This window comes from Flavobacterium sp., assembly GCF_044369455.1.
Lineage (GTDB): Bacteria > Bacteroidota > Bacteroidia > Flavobacteriales > Flavobacteriaceae > Flavobacterium.
Map to the genome: position 1 here is coordinate 177,719 of NZ_JBIPLW010000001.1, position 20,038 is coordinate 197,756.

Below are 20,038 nucleotides of genomic sequence, written 5' to 3' on the forward strand. Positions count from 1 at the left end.
AATTTAAAAAATTGACATTGAAACTGTCATTGATTTTTGATATTGATTAAGACTTCTATTTGCATAGACGAGATTGGTTGAAAAATGGTTGCATGGTAATTTGAAAAAATATCGGATTGAAAATTTGAAAATGAAAAACACCAATAAATCAACGCTTTACAAATGAAATAATTTTAAAAAAAATTATTTTTTTCTTTCGATAACGTAATTTACCATAAGTGAAAGTGAATCTCTATAGTCCGATTGGGGAAATTTTTCTAGAATTTGAAGTGCTTCTTGCTGGAATTGGGCCATTTTTTGTTCGGCGTATTGTAAGCCGTTTTTGTCTTTTACAAATTGAATGACTTCCTTGACACGTTTTTTATCTTTATTATGATTCTTGATCGAGTTAATGCACCAACTTTTTTCTTTACTCGAACAATTATTTAAAGCGTAAATTAAAGGCAAAGTCATTTTTTGTTCCTTAATATCGATTCCTGTTGGCTTTCCGATAGCATCATCTGTATAATCGAACAAATCATCTTTAATTTGAAATGCCATTCCAATGAGTTCTCCAAACAGACGCATCTTTTCAACCAACGCTTCGTCTTCTGAAACCGATTTAGCTCCAAGTGCGCAACAAGACGCTATTAAAGTGGCTGTTTTTTTTCGGATAATTTCATAGTAGATATCTTCTACAATATCCAATCGACGTGCTTTTTCAATCTGCAATAATTCCCCTTCGCTCATTTCTCGTACAGCTACAGAGATGATTCGGAGTAAATCAAAATCGCCGTGGTCTATTGAAAGTAATAATCCTTTTGACAATAAATAATCGCCGACAAGGACCGCAATTTTGTTCTTCCACAACGCATTGATTGAGAAAAAGCCGCGACGCCTGTTACTGTCATCTACCACATCATCATGAACCAACGTAGCCGTATGAATTAATTCGATAACGCTAGCACCTCGATAGGTTCGTTCATTTACTTCATTAGTATCGGAAAGCAATTTGGCAACTAAAAAAACAAACATTGGTCGCATTTGTTTTCCTTTTCTATTCACAATATAATAGGTAATTCGATTAAGAAGCGCTACCTTTGAAGTCATTGATTCATAGAACTTTTTTTCAAAAAGCTCCATCTCTGTCTGGATTGGTTTTTTTATTTGTGAAGTGATGTTCATCGATTTCAAAGATAATTAATTTGAAATCGCTTACAAGTGATAAAACTAAAGGAAATTATAAAATTATGATTTATTAGCTAACTGACCGCAAGCTGCATCAATATCTTTTCCTCGGCTTCGGCGAACTTTGGCAACAATATCATTTTTTGTTAATTCTTTTATGTAGTTATTGATTGTATCGTCTGAAGCCTGTTGAAAACTTGCCTGACGGCAGTCAGGTCCACCATCATCAATTGGATTATACTCTATCAAATTGACCTTACACGGAACGTATTTACAGAACTTGACCAAGGCATCAATCGAAGCTTTATCGTCGTTAATTCCTTTCCAAACTACATATTCATAGGTAACTTTGCTTTTAGTCTTTTGATACCAATACTGTAACGCTTCTTTCAATTCGGGCAATTGAAAGTTTTTGGTAAAAGGCATGATGTGATTTCTGGTTTCTTCAATAGCAGAATGCAACGAAACAGCCAGTTTGAATTTTACTTCATCATCAGCCATCTTTTTAATCATTTTAGAAACACCCGATGTAGAAACAGTAATGCGTTTTGGAGACATTCCTAACCCTTCTTCAGATGTAATCATAGTAATCGCTTTCATCACATTATTGTAATTCATCAACGGTTCTCCCATTCCCATAAAAACAATATTCGAAAGTGGTCGGTTGTAATACAAACGACTTTCTCTATCAATGGCAACAACTTGGTCATAGATTTCTCCCGGTTCAAGATTTCGCATTCTTTTTAAACGTGCGGTTGCACAAAAATTACAATCTAAACTACATCCTACTTGACTAGAAACACAAGCTGTTGTTCGGGTTTCTGTTGGAATCAAGACACTTTCCACAATCAAACCATCGTGCAAACGAACCGCATTTTTTACGGTTCCGTCTTCACTACGTTGCATCGTATCCACTTTAATGTGATTAATTACAAAATTGTTTTCGAGCATTGTTCGGGTTTCTTTAGAAACATTGGTCATATCTTCAAAGTTATGAGAAGCTTTGCTCCACAACCATTCATATATTTGATTGCCACGAAAAGCTTTGTCACCATTGGCCACAAAAAAATCGCGTAATTGCTCTTTGGTTAAACTTCGGATGTCTTTTTTCTTGATTTCCATGACGCAAAGGTAATGAGTATTATGAATAATTTTTATAACTTTGTTTTTCAAAACTTTGCAAAATGGGACTTCCTGAATTAAAAAATAAAATCCAACAACAAGTTGAAAGTGCAGATGAAAAAATACTAAAGATTGTTTCTTCTGTTTTTGATAACTATTATAAAGATGAAGGAACAACAGACGGTATTATTGATGAGCTTCTTGAGATTAGTGAAAATGACTATAAAGAAGGATTAACCGAACCTTATACAAAGATTGTAAAAGAAAGTAAAGCCATTTATTTCGGAAAATGACGCTAATTTGGACTCTACTTGCAAAAAAATCATATAACAAAAACATTGAATTCATTTTAGAACTTTGGAATATAAAAATCGCTTAGGATTTCATATTAGAAGTTGAAAGAACAATGAATATCATTGAAAACAATCCAAATTGTTTTGAGAAATGGGAATCTAATCCTGATTTTAGAAAAGGTTTTATTCACGAAAATGTGAGTTTCTTTTACAAAGTTAAGCCAACAGAAATTGTAGTTTATTTATTTTGGAATAACCTTCAAAATCCTAAAAAATTAAAAAAAATACTTTTAAATTCAAAATAAAAAAATGAACTTCATTTCCGACGAATTAGACACTTATGTAACCAATCATTCCGAAAATGAACCCGAATTATTGGCGCAATTGAATAAAGAAACCCATCAAAAAATTTTGCAACCACGCATGTTGAGTGGTCATTTTCAAGGCAGAGTTTTGAGTATGCTTTCAAAAATTATTCATCCGAACAACATATTAGAAATTGGAACCTACACGGGATATGCCACACTATGTCTTGCAGAAGGATTAGCCAAAAACGGTACTATTGACACGATTGATAACGAAGAAGAATTAGTAGATTTTCAGCGCAATTATTTTGATAAAACCAATTGGGCAAACCAAATAACTCAACATTTAGGGGATGCTTTAGCTATTATTCCAACACTGAACAAAAAATACGATTTGGTTTTTATTGATGCCGATAAAGAAAATTACATCAACTATTTTCACTTGATAGTTCCGATGATGAACAAAGGAGGCATCATTCTTTCCGATAATGTTTTGTGGAGTGGAAAAGTTTTGGAAGAAGTAAAACAGGGAGATATTACCACCCAAATTTTATTGGAATACAATCAAATACTGAAAGATGATGTAAGAGTTGAAACTGTTTTATTACCTATTCGTGACGGTTTGACGGTTTCGAGGGTTATTTAATTTACAATATGAAATTTTACTTCGAAAACTTATCAATCGGAATTATTGTATTTTACGCCTTCGTAGCCGTTCTACTCTGTGGAACATGGTCTCTTATTCTTAAAAGCATTTTGAAAAATATTTTCAAAAGGGAATTAAAAGCCAAGTTTGTATTCATTACTCTGACACTAATTTTATTTTTGTCTTTTATTATAATCACATTACTCGACAAACCACAAATAAATTAAACCGCTAAGCGTTCTTAAAAATATATTTTTGATAAATTTTATAGCAAATAAACCCAAAAGTAGCTCCAAATGCATAACCCGTCAAAATATCGGTTGGAAAATGCAATCCTAAATAAATTCGGCTATAGGCAAAGATTAAAGGAAATAAAAACAAGAGGTAAACGTGTTTATAGTATTTCTTCAAAATCATAAAAGTAAAAACGGTTGTTGCCATTGAGTTTGTCGCATGACCCGAAAAGAAACTGAACGAACTACTAGACTTTACAATTCTGATAATTCCCTTAATTTCTTCATCATTGCAAGGTCGTAACCGTTGAAAACCATTTTTAAAAAGATTGGCCGTTTGGTCGCAAAGAAGTATTAAAACTGCAGTAAAAAGGACATAATATCCAAAGTTTTTCCACCCTACTTTTTTCTGTAGAAGATAAAAAAATAGTAAAAAAATTGGTGTCCAATATACTTGTTTTGTTATGATTAACCATAATCCATCAAAGCGTTCTGACCCCAATCCGTTTAAGAAAACAAGAAACTCTTTATCTAAATGGATGATTTTTTCGAGCATTACAACTGTCTTTTTATTGGACCTGTCAAATCTTCGATATCTTGAGTAGCTTTTTGAACTGGATTGGTCAAATTAGAGTCTAAACCTTCTTTCACTTTTTCTACTTCTGAAGAAAAAGAAGAAGTCAAATCTTTTAATGAAGTATCTATTACATTGGCATCTGCTCCTTTTTGAATTTCACTCTTAATTTCGTTAGTGGCATTTTTAAATTGTGCCATTGCTTTACCCATAGTTCTAGCTACATCTGGAATTTTATCAGATCCGAAAAGCATTAATGCTATGAAAATAATGAATAGTAGTTCACCACCGCCAATTCCAAACATAATTGTATTGTTTATCTAAATGAGTTGCAAAGTTACAAACTTCTGTTAGTCAAATTTTGATTTTTCAATAGTTTTTGGCCATGAATTATTTGAAGTATCGATGTCAGCTGTTTCTAATTTTGGATCGATTTGAATTTTAGTAATGGCCTTTTGAGTTGCAAAAGTTCTGTTCACTTCTTGATCATTCATTCTCCAAATTTGAGCTGGAAAATAATGATTTTCTGTTGTTCCATCTTCAAAAGTAAGTTCTACAATTATGGGCATTACTAATCCTCCGGGTTTATTAAAAGTCACTTGATAAAAAAACTTTGGCTCTTTTAATTTTGCCTTTTCTTCTGCTGAAAAATTTTGATTTACAAATTCATCTAAAACTTTATAATCAACAATCTTAAAGGGTTTGTTCATTTCTGGTTTATAATCTTCACTTCCTTCCGATACCATATATACCATTGCGCCTTGTTTAGAATCACGTCGGCGTCTTTTCGTCATAAAATCAGCTACTTCTTTTGATGGTTCGTTACTTACAAAATATTTTTTCACTTCTTTAATTCCAATATCATTATAATCGGTAGTATAAAACCAACCCCTCCAAAACCAATCCAAATCAACTGCAGAAGCATCTTCCATTGTTCTAAAAAAATCTTCAGGTGTAGGATGTTTAAATTTCCAACGATTGGCATAGGTTTTAAACGCATAATCAAATAACTCATGTCCCATTATGGTTTCACGTAGAATATTCAATGCTGTTGCAGGTTTCCCATAAGCATTGTTTCCAAACTGACGAATACTTTCCGAGTTGGTCATAATTGGCTCTAATCCTTTTTGATCACCACTCATATAAGGAACAATATTTTTTGCTGGTCCTGTTCGAGTTGGAAAATTAGGGTCAAAAGATATTTCAGCTAAATATTCTAAAAAACTATTCAATCCTTCATCCATCCAAGTCCATTGGCGTTCATCTGAATTTACAATCATGGGAAAATAGTTATGTCCAATTTCGTGACAAATCACTCCTAGCATTCCGTATTTGGTTTGATCGGTGTACTTTCCGTTTTCATCAGGACGTCCAAAATTCCAACAAATCATTGGATATTCCATTCCTTGATCTCTAGCATTGATAGAAATGGCTTTTGGATAAGGATAATCAAAAGTATAACTGGAATAGCTCTTTAAAGTGTGTGCTACAATTCGTGTTGAATATTCTTCCCAAAGCGGATTTCCTTCTTTTGGATACAAAGAAATTGCCATTGCTGTAGTAGTTCCTGTTTTAACAGCCATCGCATCATAAATAAATTTTCTTGAGGTAGAAATTCCAAAATCGCGCACATTTTCCGCCTTAAATTTCCATGTTTTTTTAGCGGTTGAAAATCCTTTCTCTCTAGCTTCGGCCTCTGCCTGAGTTACCACGATTACAGGTTTATCAAAAGATTGCTCGGCTAACTGGTATCTTTTTACCTGTTCAACAGTAAAAACTTCACTTCTATTCAGTAATGTTCCTGTAGCTTCTAGAATATGATCGGCTGGAACGGTAATATTTACTTCAAAATTTCCAAAAGGCAAAGCAAACTCGCCCGAACCCCAAAACTGCATGTTTTGCCAACCTTCTACATCATTATAGACCGCCATTCTCGGATAAAACTGTGCAATAACATAGAGGTTGTTTCCGTCTTTCTCAAAATGTTCATAACCCGAACGTCCACCATCAATCGTATAATTGTTGATGTTATACCACCATTTTATCGAGAAAGAAATTTTTTCGCCAAATTTTAAAACGTTTGGCAATTCTATTCGCATCATTGTTTGATTCACGGTGTATTGCATTGCCTTTCCTTGTGAATCTTTTACGTATTCAATCTTAAAACCACCATCAAAATCTTCCTCTAAATATTTTCTTGAAAATGATTGCCCTGAAAAAGCTGTATCTAATTTATTACTTTCTACTAGAGGAGAATTAGAATTTCTTGCTTTTTCATTTTGATCTAATTGTACCCATAAATAGTCTAATGATTCTTTGGCATTGTTCGTATAGGTGATAGTCTCAGTACCGTACAATTTTTGGTTTTTGTCGTCTAATTCGACATCAATTTTATAATCGGCTTGTTGCTGATAATATTCTGGTCCGGGTGCACCAGAAGCAGTACGATACATATTGGGTGTTGCAAACAAATCGTACATTTGTTTGAATTTATCTGGATTCCGTTCCTCTGTTTTTGTCGTTTTGGTTGTTTCTTGAGCTTGAGTAAAACTAGCTGTGATTAAAAATAAAGAAGAAAATAAAGTAGGTGTTAATTTCATAAACTAGAGATATATGGAGTAAAAGTAAAATTAATTTAATGGATATAATAGTAAGAAAATTATTTTAACATTCCTTTTGTTGTTTCGCCCGACAAAAGAAGACTGCTTTTAGAACCATTATTGTTAAACTGTATAATATTTTGCTGTTCCGGGTGAACTTCTGTAAGAATCGAGTTTTCAATTTTAAGTGATTTTAATTTTGAAATATCATTAATCTTAAAATAACAAATAAGAACATTATCCTCTTTCTCGTTGCTCAAATAATTCATGGTTTCAAATTTACCATTTACGGTTAATTTAAACTTTTCCGACACATACTTTTTCATCAAATTAATATCGTCATGCGTTTCTTTATCTGTTCCTAAAAAAGTGGTTTTATGATATTTATTTTTTAAAGCATCATTAAAATCATCAAGAAAAATTCGAGTAGTAATTTGAACCATTTTCTTCTCAGCCACATAATTTATTTGAAAAATAGCGGTGTAAAAACGATGAAAGCTTGCAGCAGTCAGCATTATAAAAATTAACAGCAAAAAAGAGAATTTAAAACTTCTTGTCATTCTTTAAAAGTAATAAAACTAATTATTTTGTAGTTAACAATTCTAAATATTTCGTTGCAACATCGGAAAAAATAAAGCGCGCCATCATTTTGTTTTTTGAGTTTAAAGCCTCAATTAATTTTGGGTCTTCAACAGCATAATAACAAAAACCTCTAACATAGTCTTTAGGGATTTTTAAATTATCTGTAAAATATTCTTCTTTAAATAGGTGTTCTATTTTTTGAAGTAAATATTCTTTTTTCTCGATTTGGAGTTCTTTTTTCAGCATCGCAGTTCTACCAGTAATCGCATTAATAATTGGGTCTAAACCTATTGAACCTCCCATCATTAAACCGGCATCTGCCGTTGGGTAATAATTGGATGCAGTCTTCAATTTTCGTTCAGCTGGAGTATACTTTTTGGCGGGTTTGTCTAAAATTCCTAATGAAACCGCATTGATATTTGGATAAAGTTTTATTTCTACTTCTTTAAGTGGAATTACTTTTGCTTTTAGATTTATTACATAGAGCTTTTTTGTAATATCGTTTTCATCCATCATTACTTTTTTGGTATCCACTTGCAAACCCGAAAACTGTATCGTATCACCCACTTTTACAAACATTGAAAAGTTTCCATTTTTATCAGTAACTGTATTTGTTTCTGAACGAAGATTGCTTACATAAATATCGTTAAGTTCCTTAATTTGAGAAGTTATTTTACCTTTTAATAAGGATAATGATTGACTTTGAACAAAAGTTGGTACAAAAAATAAAAACAAGAACATAACTATAAGTAACTTCATTATTCTAAATTTACGTTGTAAAAATAGCGGATTAGATTCCTAAAAGCATATAATCTTTTGTTAAACTTATTGATATTAAAAAGCAAATCCTGCAAAATGAAAAAAATGTTAATTGCCAGCACCTCAACCCTTCATGGTGGAAACTATTTAGAATATTTAGTACCCACTTTGGAAATCCATTTTAAAGATTGTAGTGAAATACTATTTATTCCTTATGCTCGTCCGGGTGGAATATCGCATGATGATTATACGGCAATCGTTCGTTTGGCTTTCGCCAAAATTAATAAAACCGTAAAAGGGTTGCACGAATTTGAAAACCCAATTCATGCTATTGAAAATGCACATGGCATTTTTACCGGTGGAGGTAATACTTTTTTATTGGTAACTCAGTTGTATCAAAATCAAGTAATGGAACGCTTAAAACAGGTGGTTGAGAATGGCACACCTTATTTGGGTTCTAGTGCTGGAAGTAATATTGCTGGTTTGACCATGCAAACTACCAATGATATGCCCATTATTTATCCTCCGAGTTTTAAAACGTTGGGCTTACTACCTTTTAATTTAAACCCACATTATCTCGATGCTGACTTGCAAAGCAAACACATGGGAGAAACACGCGAAACGAGAATAAAAGAATTTCATGCTTTTAACACTATTCCAGTTGTAGGGTTGCGCGAAGGTAGTTGGCTGCAAGTTACTGGCGAAAAAATAATCCTAAAAGGAAATTTAACCGCTAGAGTTTTCAAACAAAATAATACTTCAATAGAAGTAGAACCTGAAACGGATTTAGCTTTTTTAGGAAAATAAAAAAACCCCAAACTTTCATTTGAGGTTTAGAGCGGAAGACGAGGCTCGAACTCGCGACAACCAGCTTGGAAGGCTGGAGCTCTACCAACTGAGCTACTTCCGCATTTTGTGAGTGCAAATATAAAGAATAACTTTGCTTTGATGCAAATTTTTTTTGGGAAAATATTATTTGAAAACTTTCGGAATTATAAAACAAACAAAACCATTTAGTTAAGCAGAACCTAAGAAATTAATTTTGCTAAAATTTCTTGTTTGGCAGAAGGATGATATATGAATAAACAAGATTTATCTTTAATTACCTCTATTATTTTTGCATTCAGTTCTACTGGAACAGCAGGACAACCTTGACTTCTTCCTAATCTTTTGTTTTGTTTAATAAATGACTCAGAAACATAGTCAGCACCGTGAATTACTACAGCTCTTTCTCTTGCTTTGTCATTCAATCCTCTTTCCAAACCATCAAGTTTTAAGGACATTCCGTGTTTACCATTATAAATTTCAGCTGTGGCATAAAACCCTATGCTGCTTTGGTAAGACTCTGCTCTGTTTGAAAATTCTTTAGCAAATTCTTCGCCTGTATTTCTTCCATGAGCCACTAATGTTTGAAACAAAACGGTGTTTTTTTCTAAATCAATCACCCACATTCTTTTAGTATTTGAAGACAAACTAAAATCGACAAGTGTTAAAATATTTTTTTTAATTAGCCCTTTTTCTTTAAGAATATAAAATCCATCCAAAGCAAGGGTAAAGCTTTCAAAACTTGGCAATGCAAAAGAATTGGCATCTAACTGATTGTAAATAGATACATTTTTTGAAACTGATTTAGCTTCTACAACAATACTATTTTTTTTGGAGTTTTCGTTGCTTGGAAGATTCGTAAACGACATCAGCAAAAGAACAAAAAACATAGGTAAAAACTTATAATTCATAGAGTAAATAGGTTTTAATCGTTAGATTTGGTCGTGCAAACATAAAATAAATTTTATATAATAAAAATATTTTTGCCTTTATTAAGATAATATTAATCTTTTTTAAGTTATTGTGTGTGAATGATTTTATCTTAAACTGAGTTGCATAAACCAAATTAATATTTAATTTTGCTCGACTAACCAAATCCCCAATGCCCAAATATTCTATATATTCTATTTGTATTGTATTCCTCATTACAGGCACTTTGTTTAGTCAAAATCCGAAAAAGACACTTCACACAAAATTCACTTCAGAAAAAATAGTAATTGACGGAAAGTTTGACGAAGCATCATGGAAAGATGCTGAAATTGCTACAGATTTTTTGATGACAAATCCAGACAACGGGAAACCCGAAAAATCAGAAAGAAAGTCTGAAGTAAAAATAATATACACAAATGAAGCACTATACATTGCTGCCACTTTAAGTGATAATGAGCCTTCAAAAATTGGAAAAGAGTTAGCTTTAAGAGACAATTTTGTTACTGCTGATCATTTTGGCGTTCTAATAAACGGATACAATGACGGACAACAAGAGTTTCGCTTTTTTGTTAGTGCTGCTGGTGTTCAAATGGATTGCGTATATACCGAAAATAATGGCGAAGATTTTTCTTGGAATGCCATTTGGGATAGTAAAACAACCATTACCGAAAAAGGTTGGGTTATAGAAATGAAAATACCTTATGCAGCTTTACGCTTTCCTTCGGATGCAAAGCAAACCTGGGGAATAAATTTTTATAGAGAAATCATACGAGACAGGCAACAGTTTACATGGAATTTAATCAACAATAACATCAATAACGAAGCCAATCAAGCCGGAATACTTGAAGGTATAGAAAACATTAAAACTCCAACCCGATTGTTTTTTATTCCCTATTCTTCTCAATACATAAATGCTAATGATAGTCAAAAAACGACTGGAGAATTTAAAGGTGGGTTGGATATCAAATACGGAATCAACGATGCTTTTACCTTAGATGCTATTCTTGTTCCCGATTTTGGTCAAACTGCTTTTGATAGAGTGGAATTAAATCTCGGACCATTTGAACAACAGTTTAGTGAAAACCGCCCTTTTTTTACGGAAGGCACTGAACTTTTTAATATTGGTGATTTGGTATATTCACGAAGAATTGGTGGTAATCCTTCCTTAAACTCCGAGCTCAATGCCAATGAAGTGTATGTTGAAAATCCCTCAGTTGTCAATCTATTAAATGCTTTGAAAATATCCGGAAGAACCAAAAATGGTTTGGGAATTGGAATTCTTAATGCTATAACAAATAAAACTGTTGATGAAATAAGAAATATAGAAACAGGAGAAACACGTTTTGTGACAACAGAACCTATTGCCAATTATAATGTATTTGTTTTGGATCAGCGTTTTAGAAAAAACTCCTCTATTTCGTTAATTAATACTAATGTGACGCGAAATGGCGATTTTAGAGATGCTAATGTTACCGCTTTGGCTTACGATTTAAACACTAAATCAAACTCATTTAAGGTAAGCGGCGACTATAAATATAGTTATGTTAATGATTATCAATCATTAGAAAATAAAAAAGGCTATAATACCTCTATTTATTTAGCAAAAACAAAAGGCAAATACAGATATGGTGGTGGTGCTCAATACGTCTCAGAAGATTGGGATAACAACGATTTAGGAATTAATTTTCAAAGTCATTATCAATCCTATTATGGTAATGCCAGTTATCGTATTTTAAATCCAACCAAAATCTTTAATTCTTTTGGGGTGTATTTTAATGCGTATTCCGAATTTGATAATAGAACTACCAGAATTCAAGGAGCTAACCTTAGTTTACAATCTAATTTTACCTCTAAAAAAAATGACTTCTTTAATTTTGGCATAAATATAAGACCTGTAACAATATATGATTTTTATGAGCCAAGAAGTGATAATAATGAGAGGTTTTTAGCTATTCCAAAAAGTTTTAATAGCTTTTTTTATTTTTCGTCTAATTATAACCGAAAATTTGCTTTAGACTTTAATCCATCTATTGGATTTGTTGATGAAAAAGGACGCATTGGTTACAACTTTTTCGTGAGTCCACGGTATCGATTTAATGATCACATTTCATTGATTTATAGTTTTTCTTATAACGTTCAAAAAAACAACATAGGATATGTAGATGATGACACCTCTCTCAATGAAATATATATGGGAAGAAGAGACCGAACTACTTTTTCAAATTCATTAACGAGTAAATATACTATCAATGAAGTTATGAATATCAATTTATCTGTAAGACACTATCTTTCCTATGCTGAATACAACAGGTATTATACATTATTGGATGATGGAAGTTTGCAAATAAACCCAATTTATACAACTAATAATGATATCAGTTTTTCCACTTGGAATCTAGATTTATCCTACTCTTGGTGGTTTGCCCCTGGTAGTCAAATTTCTATTTTATACCGAAACAATTCCTTCATTTCTGAATTTGGCACTACTTTAGAAAAAAACTATTTAGATAATTTAAAATCAAATTTAAATGATAGTGTATTAGATCATATCTTTTCAATAAGCATTCGCTATTTTATTGACTACAACTCGTTAAAAAATTCAAGCCTTTCCAAAACTTTCACCAAACCTAAGGAGAAAATCCATTTCTAAAACTAATTATAAGCCGTACCTTTGTTCAAAATATTTCCTGATGAACAAGAAAGTAATTCTAATGATTTTAGACGGTTGGGGAAAATCTCCTGACCCAAAAGTTTCTGCCATTGATAATGCTAATGTTCCTTTTATAAAAGGGCTCTACACTCAATATCCCAACGCACAACTAAGAACCGATGGTTTAAATGTAGGTTTACCCGAAGGTCAGATGGGAAACTCTGAAGTAGGTCACATGAATCTTGGTGCCGGAAGAATTGTGTATCAGGATTTGGCCAAAATCAATTTGGCTGTAAAAAACAAAACCATGAGCCAAGAACAACCGCTAATTGATGCCTTTAATTATGCCAAAAATAACAACAAAGCAGTTCACTTTTTAGGATTGGTTTCTGATGGTGGTGTGCATTCGCATACTTCGCATTTGCGCAGTTTGATAGATGCTTCGCAGGACTTTGGTTTAAACAAAGTTTTCGTTCATGCATTTACAGATGGTCGCGATGTAGACCCAAAATCAGGAAAAACATATATTCAAGATTTAGAAAACTATATTCAAAATACTTCGGTTAAAATTGCCTCTGTTATTGGTCGGTATTATGCTATGGACCGAGACAAACGCTGGGAAAGAGTTAAGTTGGCTTATGATTTACTGGTAAATGGTACTGGCACACCCACCACTAATTTGGTGCAAAGCATCGCCGATAGTTATGCCGAAAAAGTTACCGATGAATTCATCCAACCCTTAACCGCTGTTGACACATTTGATAAACCCATTGCCACCATTCAAAATGACGATGTGGTGATTTTCTTCAACTTTAGAACCGATAGAGGAAGAGAATTGACCGAAGCCCTTTCTCAAAAAGATTTCCACGAATTCAACATGCACAAACTGAATTTGTATTATGTTACCATGACCAATTATGATGATACCTATCAAAACGTTCACGTTATTTATGACAAAGACAACATCGCCGAAACTCTTGGTGAAGTTTTGGAAAAAAACAACAAAACACAGATTCGTATTGCTGAAACTGAAAAATACCCACACGTTACGTTCTTCTTCTCGGGCGGAAGAGAACAACCTTTTCAGGGTGAAACCCGAATTTTAAGAAACTCTCCCAAAGTGGCTACCTATGATTTACAACCCGAAATGAGCGCCTATGAACTCAAAGACGCGCTGATTCCCGAACTTAAAGAAGGGAAAGTGGATTTTGTTTGCCTCAACTTTGCAAATGGCGATATGGTTGGACATACCGGCGTTATGGCTGCTGCAATTAAAGCTTGCGAAGCGGTTGACAAATGTGTGAAAGCAGTAGTTGAAGCAGCATTAGAAAACAATTACACCACCATCATCATTGCCGACCATGGCAATTGTGAAACGATGATCAACCCCGATGGTTCTCCAAACACGGCGCATACCACCAACCCTGTACCGATTATTTTGGTTGACAAAGACCACCTGCCGGTGCGCGATGGTGTTTTGGGCGACCTTGCTCCTACTATCCTTGAACTGATGGGCGTTCAAAAACCCGCTGTAATGACGGGACATTCTTTATTAGTACGATTATAAAAAAAGCACTCGACTGCCTATTTGCCGAGAAGTTGACGCTCGGAGAATGTCATTACGTTAAGCACTAACTTGTCATTGCTTCGCCAGCATGCCTGTCGGCAGAAAGTTACGCGCCTAGTTGTCATTCCGTAGGAATCTCATTAGTTGTTATGTTATGTGATTTGCCTGCCTGACGGCAGTTAGGGTAGCGCAAAGTTTTACGCAAAGTACGCAATGGTTTTTTGCCACGTATTTCGCGGATTAAACGGATTTTTTTTGGCTACTAAGTCAGGATGCTTCGCAGAGGGGGAAGGAATTGTGAGCGGGGGAGTTTTTTATTTAATCAACAAATATTTCTTTCAATATTTGTTTAACTTGTATAGTTTCTTTTGGCGATAACTTACTTATTGTTTTTATAATTCTAGTTTTATCAATTGTTCTTATCTGATCTAATACAACCCAACCTGTAACTTCCTTATTTTTAAGCTCTAAACGAGTTGGGTAAAATTTTGAAGTATTGGTAATTGGCGCTATAACTACATTTTGTAAATGTTTATTCATTTCATTTGGAGAAATAACTGCACAAGGTCTGATTTTTTTCATTTCACTTCCTATGCTAGGATCAAGATTTACAAGTATAATTTCATATTGTTTTATTTCCATTCTTCTAAAGATTCATCGCAAAAAACATCATCTATCAAAAGTTGATCGTCTCCATTTTTATGCATTTGCATAAAAGCTTGTTCCCAATTTTTTCTTGGCTCTGTTTTCGCTTTTATTACTATTTGTGTTTTTTCCAAAATTAATTCTACTTTATCACTAATGTTATATTGTTCCAAGATGGTTTTTGAAAATCTAATTCCCTTAGAGTTTCCTATGTTGATTACTGTTAATTCCATTTTTTGATTTTATTTAAAGTAGCTACAAAGTAATAACATTATTTGTTTCGAAACAATAATTTTACCTTTTTTATTGCATCGGGTTGCAAATCGGTTCTCTGGAGTTGAACAAATTCGAGCCGACGGGGACGGGTTTTGCAAATCCACGCTATTGGTGTTCTGGGCGACCTTGCTCCTACCATCCTTGAACTGATGGGCGTTGAAAAACCCGCTGTAATGACAGGGTATTCTTTATTGGTACGATTATAAAAAAAGCCCCTTGGTTAAGGGGTTTAGATTTATTATAAGGTATTTAGAAAAGTAGAAGTCGTACTTTATCGCCTAATCTATCGAGCATAAATAAGTTGTTTTTCTTTATCAAGAATAGGTTGCATGTGCTTTGACAATCCTCTGGCTGAAACCAAATCTACTTTTTTAGAGAGTAGTTGCTGTAAGTCTAATTGCATTTGGATAAACTCTAACCCTATGGGTTGGCTATAATCTAACTCCACTAACAAATCAATATCACTATTTTCAGTTGAACTCCCTTTAGTATAGGAACCAAACAGATAGGCCTTCAAAACGGGTTGTTTTGAAAAAAAATCTTTTATAATTGTAATTTGATTATTAGAAGGTTGCATTTGTATTGCTGTTTAGACAGTGGTAAAATTAAATAAAATAATAACGCAATTACATGCAACCTAAAACAAAAAATTTAACCCCTAAATTCCGTATTGGTTTATTTCAACATTTCATAATACGCTTTTTCAATACTTTCCTGATGGTTAGGATGTGCAATCCTAATCATTTCGGCTGTGCGTTGTTTCAAGGTTTTGCCATATAAATCGGCGATGCCATTTTCGGTAATGATGTATTGCACATGAGAACGAGTGGAAACCACACCTGCGCCTTGTTTAAGATAAGGAACAATTCGGCTTTCGCCTCTTTTGGTTATTGATGGCAGGGCAATAATGGCTTTTCCGCCATCACTTAAAGAAGCTCCACGAATGAAATCCATTTGTCCGCCTACTCCAGAGTACATTTTGGCTCCAATAGAATCAGCACAAACTTGTCCGGTTACATCCACTTCTATAGCGGAATTGATGGCTACCATTCTGGAGTTTTTACGAATGCGTGCCGTATCATTAACCATAGATGATTCCTTCATTTCGATAAACGGATTATCGTTAACATAATCATACAATCGTTTGGAACCCATTAAAAAAGTAGCTAAAACTCGACCTCGTAAAGTGCCTTTGTAATTGCAGTTGATAACATCGTTTTCGATCAAATCAATCACACCGTCGGAAAACATTTCAGTATGTATTCCTAAATCTTTGTGATTTTTTAGTTTACTTAATGCGGCATCAGGTATAGAACCAATTCCCATTTGCAACGTGCTTCTATCTTCAATTAAAGAGGCAATAAATCCTCCTATTTTCTCTTCTTCTTTTGTAAAAGGAACCACTTCATGGGCATAAATTGGCACATCAACTTCCACCATATAGTCAATTTCGGAAACGTGCAATATTCCGTCGCCAAAAGTTCTCGGCATTTGTGGATTGACTTGGGCGATGACAATTTTCGCGTTTTCAATAGCCGCTACAGTAGCTTCGACAGAAACTCCAAGCGAACAATACCCATGTTTATCAGGAGGTGAAACATGAATAAAAGCCACATTAATAGGCAAGACATTCTTCCTAAACAAATTGGGTAACTCACTTAGAAAAACTGGAGTATAAGAACCGTTTCCAGCGGCAAGCGTATGACGCACATTGGGACCAATAAAAAAAGAATTGACGTGAAAACTTTCGGCTAAATCCGGATTGGCATAGGGTGCCTCGCCTTCGGTATGCAAATGACAAACCTCAACATTGCGCAATTCAGCTGCGCGTTCTGCTAAAGCTTTGGTTAAAATGGAAGGCGTTGCCGCGGCGGCTTGCACATAAACTCTATCGTTTGATTTGATGACTTTTACAGCTTCGGCTGCAGTTACATATTTGCTCATAACTAAAATTTTTATTTCAAAGGTAGGGTTCTAAATTAACGAAAAACATGATAAAACTCATTTTGAGAAAACAAAAAAGATATAAATAAAAGTTAAATTTTCTTTTTTGATAGTATTACTATTATATTTGCAATTAATTAATCAAAATCAATAGTCATGAAAACTACAATATCATTTTTTATTATGATTTCCGCTTTATATACGCAGTTGGTAGTTAGTCAAGTTACTATCGATTCAACACAAATTAAAAAAGAGTACAATACAATTGAAGAAGCACTAAAAAATCCAGAAAAAGTATATCGACTAGATTTAAGTAATCAAAAGATAAACGTAAACAATACGGATTGGTCCAGATTTGTTAACCTAGAATTTTTAAGTTTAAAAAACGATCACCTAGAAGAAATCCCTAATGAAATTGGACTTTTAAAAAATCTGAAAGTTCTTGACTTAAGCGGGAATGATTTTAAAATACTACCAAAATCTATTAAAGAATTGTCAAACTTAGAAGTGCTTTATTTAAATGATGAAAAAAATTTAAAACTTTCCGAAAACATTGAAATAATAAGCCAATTGACTCATCTAAAAGTATTGCATTTAGAAAACGATAACTTAAAGGAGTTACCAAAAAATATTTTTAAGTTAACGAGTTTAGAAACGCTATTTTTAAACAACAATAAATTTAAAGAAATACCCAAAGAGTTAAAAGGTCTCGACCATCTTCAATATCTAGACCTAAGAAAGAATCAAATAAAACCAGAATTACGAGATTTAGAAAACCTGAATTTTGGCTTTAAAATAATACTTTAAATTAAACATAATGATTGAATCACTTATTCCTTTACTTTCACTTATTGCCTTAGAAGTTATCTTAGGAATAGACAATATTATATTTATTTCCATTTTAGCAGATAAATTACCCGAAAGCCAACGAAACAAACTTCGTTATTGGGGAATTGGATTAGCAATGGTAATGCGATTGTGTTTACTGGCATTAATTTCATGGATATTAAAATTAGACAAAACATTATTTACGATAGCTGATGTAGATTTTTCAGGAAAAGGACTCATTCTAATTATTGGAGGTTTGTTCTTGATTTATAAAAGTACCAAAGAAATCTATCATAAAACAGAAGCCCTCAAAACTCCCGAAACAGAATTACCAAAAAAAGGCAGTTTTGGCAAACTATTAGGAGAAGTGATCATTTTGGATTTGGTATTTTCTATAGACTCAATTATAACCGCAGTAGGCATGGTTCAGGAATTATGGATCATGTATACCGCTGTAATTGTGACAGTTCTAATCATGCTGGTCGCTTCAAAACCTATTAGTCAATTTATTTCAAAACACCCATCGTTTAAAGTATTAGCATTATGTTTCTTAATGATGATTGGCGTTTCGCTAATTGCCGAAGGATTTCATTTTGAAATTCCAAAAGGTTACATCTATTTCTCAATGGCTTTTGCATTTTTAGTGGATGTAATACAAATGAAAACAATAAAACCAAATAAAACAGTTTCATAAAAATGAAAAAAAATGTTTGTGTTTTATTTCTTTTTATTGTTTGCAAGTCGCTTGCACAAAATGGCCTTGGTTCCTGGAATATTCTAAATGTTACTATGAAAATAAATCCAAAATGGAGTGTTTTTTCGGAAGGACAAATTCGGAGTCTATCATTTTATAATCAATTTCATTATTATGAAATAAAAGTGGGTGCAACCTATAAAATAAAACCAAATTTTTCAGTTACAACAGGAATTGGAGATTACAATACCTATAGCGAAGGCGGGAATTTTGAAAAGCCAATGCAAAACAATGAAATTCGAACTTGGGCTCAAGTCAATTTAAAAAACCCTTTCGATTATATCGTTTTTGAACATCGATACCGAGCGGAACAACGATTTACTTCATACGGATACCGAAATAGATTTAGGTATCGATTATCAGCTGTGGTTCCATTACAAGGAAAAAAAATAGAACCTAAAACTTTTTATCTGTCGGCTTGGAATGAAATTTTCTTTACCGACAACGAACCTTTTTTTGAAAGAAACCGACTTTTCATTGGAGGTGGATATGAGTTTTCTGAAAATATAGCCATACAAACAGGTTATATCCATCAATTTGATTATAAAATTAATGATGAAACAGGACGCGATTTCTTTAACTTAACACTTTTATACAATTTTGATTTAAAGAAAAAAGAGAAACACGATTTTCATCCATCAACAAATGACTAACTAAAAATATGAACGATTTATTATTATCATTAAAAATACAAGTCAATGACAAAATTTATGTCAAAGACCCAGAGACATCAAGTCTTGGAAGAAAAATTATTCAAGAAAGTATCATTTTAATTGATGACATTGGATTTGAAAATTTCACTTTCAAAAAATTAGGAGAACGAATTGGTTCCAATGAGAGTTCCATTTATCGGTATTTTGAAAGTAAACACAAACTACTTGTATACCTTTCCTCTTGGTATTGGGGTTGGATAGAATATCGATTGGTTTTTTCAACAAATAATATCGAAAACCCAATAGAGAAACTAAGAAAAGCTATCGCGATAGTTACAGAAAAAATAGAAGACGACTCTTCTACTGAACATATAAATGAGTCTTTACTTAACAAAATCATTATTGCAGAATTTACTAAAACATTGCTTACTAAAGAAGTTGATGAAGAAAATAAAGAAGGATTTTTTCTAATATACAAAAGAGTCATCAATAGATTAGTACAAATGATTGAAGCTGTAAACTCTGATTATACTTTTTCAAAAAGTTTGGCTTCGTCTATTGTTGAAGGTGCTTTGCATCAGCATTTTCTAAAAAATCATTTGAAAACAATAACGAACTGCAATCAAAATGTTTCACCAACTGAATTTTATATAAATTTAGTTACCAAAACTTTAAATTCGTAATC

General features: G+C 33.0%; 22 protein-coding genes and 1 tRNA gene. 10 read left to right on the forward strand and 13 right to left on the reverse strand.

Features of this window, described 5'->3' with window-relative positions:
* Positions 1–183: 183 nt before the first annotated feature.
* Both ACIQ2L_RS00790 and rlmN read right to left on the reverse strand, forming a co-directional pair.
* The gene (locus tag ACIQ2L_RS00790; protein ID WP_396155479.1) at positions 184–1,164 is read right to left on the reverse strand and encodes a polyprenyl synthetase family protein; all 981 of its coding nucleotides are present in this window, start codon (positions 1,162–1,164) and stop codon (positions 184–186) included.
* A 63-nt stretch (positions 1,165–1,227) separates the two neighbouring features.
* A complete protein-coding gene (gene rlmN, locus ACIQ2L_RS00795) occupies positions 1,228–2,289 on the reverse strand; it encodes a 23S rRNA (adenine(2503)-C(2))-methyltransferase RlmN (RefSeq protein WP_396155481.1) in 1,062 nt (353 codons plus the stop codon).
* Positions 2,290–2,351: 62 nt separating this feature from the next.
* Between rlmN and ACIQ2L_RS00800 the strand changes: the two genes are divergently transcribed.
* The 3 genes from ACIQ2L_RS00800 (at position 2,352) to ACIQ2L_RS00810 (ending at position 3,533) form a co-directional block, all read left to right on the forward strand.
* Positions 2,352–2,582, forward strand: a complete 231-nt coding sequence (locus ACIQ2L_RS00800) for a hypothetical protein (RefSeq protein WP_396155483.1) — start codon at positions 2,352–2,354, stop codon at positions 2,580–2,582.
* Between the two features lie 113 nt (positions 2,583–2,695).
* Positions 2,696–2,887: a hypothetical protein gene (locus ACIQ2L_RS00805; protein WP_396155485.1), complete on the forward strand. Its 192-nt coding sequence runs from the start codon at positions 2,696–2,698 to the stop codon at positions 2,885–2,887.
* A gap of 4 nt (positions 2,888–2,891) precedes the next feature.
* Positions 2,892–3,533 (forward strand): O-methyltransferase, encoded by a 642-nt coding sequence (locus ACIQ2L_RS00810; RefSeq protein WP_396155487.1) that lies wholly within the window; start codon positions 2,892–2,894, stop codon positions 3,531–3,533.
* A gap of 231 nt (positions 3,534–3,764) precedes the next feature.
* On the opposite strand, the gene ACIQ2L_RS00815 is transcribed toward ACIQ2L_RS00810, so the two are convergent.
* From ACIQ2L_RS00815 to ACIQ2L_RS00835, 5 genes are read right to left on the reverse strand one after another with little or no spacing between them, the layout of a single operon-like run.
* The gene (locus tag ACIQ2L_RS00815) at positions 3,765–4,322 is read right to left on the reverse strand and encodes a phosphatase PAP2 family protein (RefSeq protein ID WP_396155489.1); all 558 of its coding nucleotides are present in this window, start codon (positions 4,320–4,322) and stop codon (positions 3,765–3,767) included.
* Positions 4,322–4,645: a twin-arginine translocase TatA/TatE family subunit gene (locus ACIQ2L_RS00820; RefSeq protein ID WP_396155491.1), complete on the reverse strand. Its 324-nt coding sequence runs from the start codon at positions 4,643–4,645 to the stop codon at positions 4,322–4,324. The genes ACIQ2L_RS00815 and ACIQ2L_RS00820 overlap by 1 nt, the downstream gene beginning before the upstream one ends.
* A 45-nt stretch (positions 4,646–4,690) precedes the next feature.
* Positions 4,691–6,940: a M1 family metallopeptidase gene (locus ACIQ2L_RS00825; RefSeq protein WP_396155493.1), complete on the reverse strand. Its 2,250-nt coding sequence runs from the start codon at positions 6,938–6,940 to the stop codon at positions 4,691–4,693.
* A 59-nt stretch (positions 6,941–6,999) separates the two neighbouring features.
* Positions 7,000–7,473 carry a DUF6702 family protein gene (locus ACIQ2L_RS00830; protein WP_396155495.1) on the reverse strand — a complete coding sequence of 158 codons (474 nt, stop codon included), beginning with the start codon at positions 7,471–7,473 and terminating at the stop codon, positions 7,000–7,002.
* Between the two features lie 49 nt (positions 7,474–7,522).
* Complete coding sequence (locus ACIQ2L_RS00835; protein ID WP_396155497.1) at positions 7,523–8,281, reverse strand: hypothetical protein; 759 nt, start codon at positions 8,279–8,281, stop codon at positions 7,523–7,525.
* A 96-nt stretch (positions 8,282–8,377) separates the two neighbouring features.
* On the opposite strand from ACIQ2L_RS00835, the gene pepE reads away from it, so the two are divergent.
* The gene (pepE, locus tag ACIQ2L_RS00840; protein WP_396155499.1) at positions 8,378–9,088 is read left to right on the forward strand and encodes a dipeptidase PepE; all 711 of its coding nucleotides are present in this window, start codon (positions 8,378–8,380) and stop codon (positions 9,086–9,088) included.
* 30 nt (positions 9,089–9,118) lie between these two features.
* On the opposite strand, the gene ACIQ2L_RS00845 is transcribed toward pepE, so the two are convergent.
* A tRNA-Gly gene (locus ACIQ2L_RS00845) sits at positions 9,119–9,191 on the reverse strand.
* 118 nt (positions 9,192–9,309) lie between these two features.
* Positions 9,310–10,017 (reverse strand): murein L,D-transpeptidase catalytic domain family protein, encoded by a 708-nt coding sequence (locus ACIQ2L_RS00850; RefSeq protein WP_396155501.1) that lies wholly within the window; start codon positions 10,015–10,017, stop codon positions 9,310–9,312.
* A 191-nt stretch (positions 10,018–10,208) separates the two neighbouring features.
* Between ACIQ2L_RS00850 and ACIQ2L_RS00855 the strand changes: the two genes are divergently transcribed.
* On the forward strand, positions 10,209–12,686 hold the full coding sequence (locus ACIQ2L_RS00855) for a DUF5916 domain-containing protein (RefSeq protein WP_396155503.1): 2,478 nt from the start codon (positions 10,209–10,211) through the stop codon (positions 12,684–12,686).
* Between the two features lie 40 nt (positions 12,687–12,726).
* Positions 12,727–14,253 carry a 2,3-bisphosphoglycerate-independent phosphoglycerate mutase gene (gene gpmI / locus ACIQ2L_RS00860; protein ID WP_396155504.1) on the forward strand — a complete coding sequence of 509 codons (1,527 nt, stop codon included), beginning with the start codon at positions 12,727–12,729 and terminating at the stop codon, positions 14,251–14,253.
* 318 nt (positions 14,254–14,571) lie between these two features.
* On the opposite strand, the gene ACIQ2L_RS00865 is transcribed toward gpmI, so the two are convergent.
* The 4 genes from ACIQ2L_RS00865 to ACIQ2L_RS00880 all read right to left on the reverse strand — a co-directional run bounded on the left by ACIQ2L_RS00865 (position 14,572) and on the right by ACIQ2L_RS00880 (position 17,118).
* Positions 14,572–14,895, reverse strand: a complete 324-nt coding sequence (locus ACIQ2L_RS00865) for a type II toxin-antitoxin system PemK/MazF family toxin (protein WP_396155506.1) — start codon at positions 14,893–14,895, stop codon at positions 14,572–14,574.
* Complete coding sequence (locus ACIQ2L_RS00870; protein WP_396155508.1) at positions 14,886–15,131, reverse strand: AbrB/MazE/SpoVT family DNA-binding domain-containing protein; 246 nt, start codon at positions 15,129–15,131, stop codon at positions 14,886–14,888. Before ACIQ2L_RS00870 ends, ACIQ2L_RS00865 begins: the two co-directional genes overlap by 10 nt.
* Before the next feature lie 326 nt (positions 15,132–15,457).
* Positions 15,458–15,751, reverse strand: a complete 294-nt coding sequence (locus ACIQ2L_RS00875) for a nucleotidyltransferase family protein (protein ID WP_396155510.1) — start codon at positions 15,749–15,751, stop codon at positions 15,458–15,460.
* A 98-nt stretch (positions 15,752–15,849) separates the two neighbouring features.
* Positions 15,850–17,118 carry an acetyl-CoA hydrolase/transferase family protein gene (locus ACIQ2L_RS00880; RefSeq protein WP_396155512.1) on the reverse strand — a complete coding sequence of 423 codons (1,269 nt, stop codon included), beginning with the start codon at positions 17,116–17,118 and terminating at the stop codon, positions 15,850–15,852.
* Positions 17,119–17,274: 156 nt separating this feature from the next.
* Between ACIQ2L_RS00880 and ACIQ2L_RS00885 the strand changes: the two genes are divergently transcribed.
* Genes ACIQ2L_RS00885 through ACIQ2L_RS00900 form a run of 4 tightly spaced genes read left to right on the forward strand, consistent with a single transcriptional unit; the run spans position 17,275 to position 20,036 of the window.
* The gene (locus ACIQ2L_RS00885) at positions 17,275–17,925 is read left to right on the forward strand and encodes a leucine-rich repeat domain-containing protein (protein WP_396155513.1); all 651 of its coding nucleotides are present in this window, start codon (positions 17,275–17,277) and stop codon (positions 17,923–17,925) included.
* Between the two features lie 10 nt (positions 17,926–17,935).
* Positions 17,936–18,640 carry a TerC family protein gene (locus ACIQ2L_RS00890; protein ID WP_396155515.1) on the forward strand — a complete coding sequence of 235 codons (705 nt, stop codon included), beginning with the start codon at positions 17,936–17,938 and terminating at the stop codon, positions 18,638–18,640.
* 2 nt (positions 18,641–18,642) lie between these two features.
* Positions 18,643–19,353: a DUF2490 domain-containing protein gene (locus ACIQ2L_RS00895; RefSeq protein ID WP_396155517.1), complete on the forward strand. Its 711-nt coding sequence runs from the start codon at positions 18,643–18,645 to the stop codon at positions 19,351–19,353.
* Between the two features lie 8 nt (positions 19,354–19,361).
* Positions 19,362–20,036, forward strand: a complete 675-nt coding sequence (locus ACIQ2L_RS00900; protein WP_396155519.1) for a TetR/AcrR family transcriptional regulator — start codon at positions 19,362–19,364, stop codon at positions 20,034–20,036.
* Positions 20,037–20,038 lie beyond the last annotated feature (2 nt).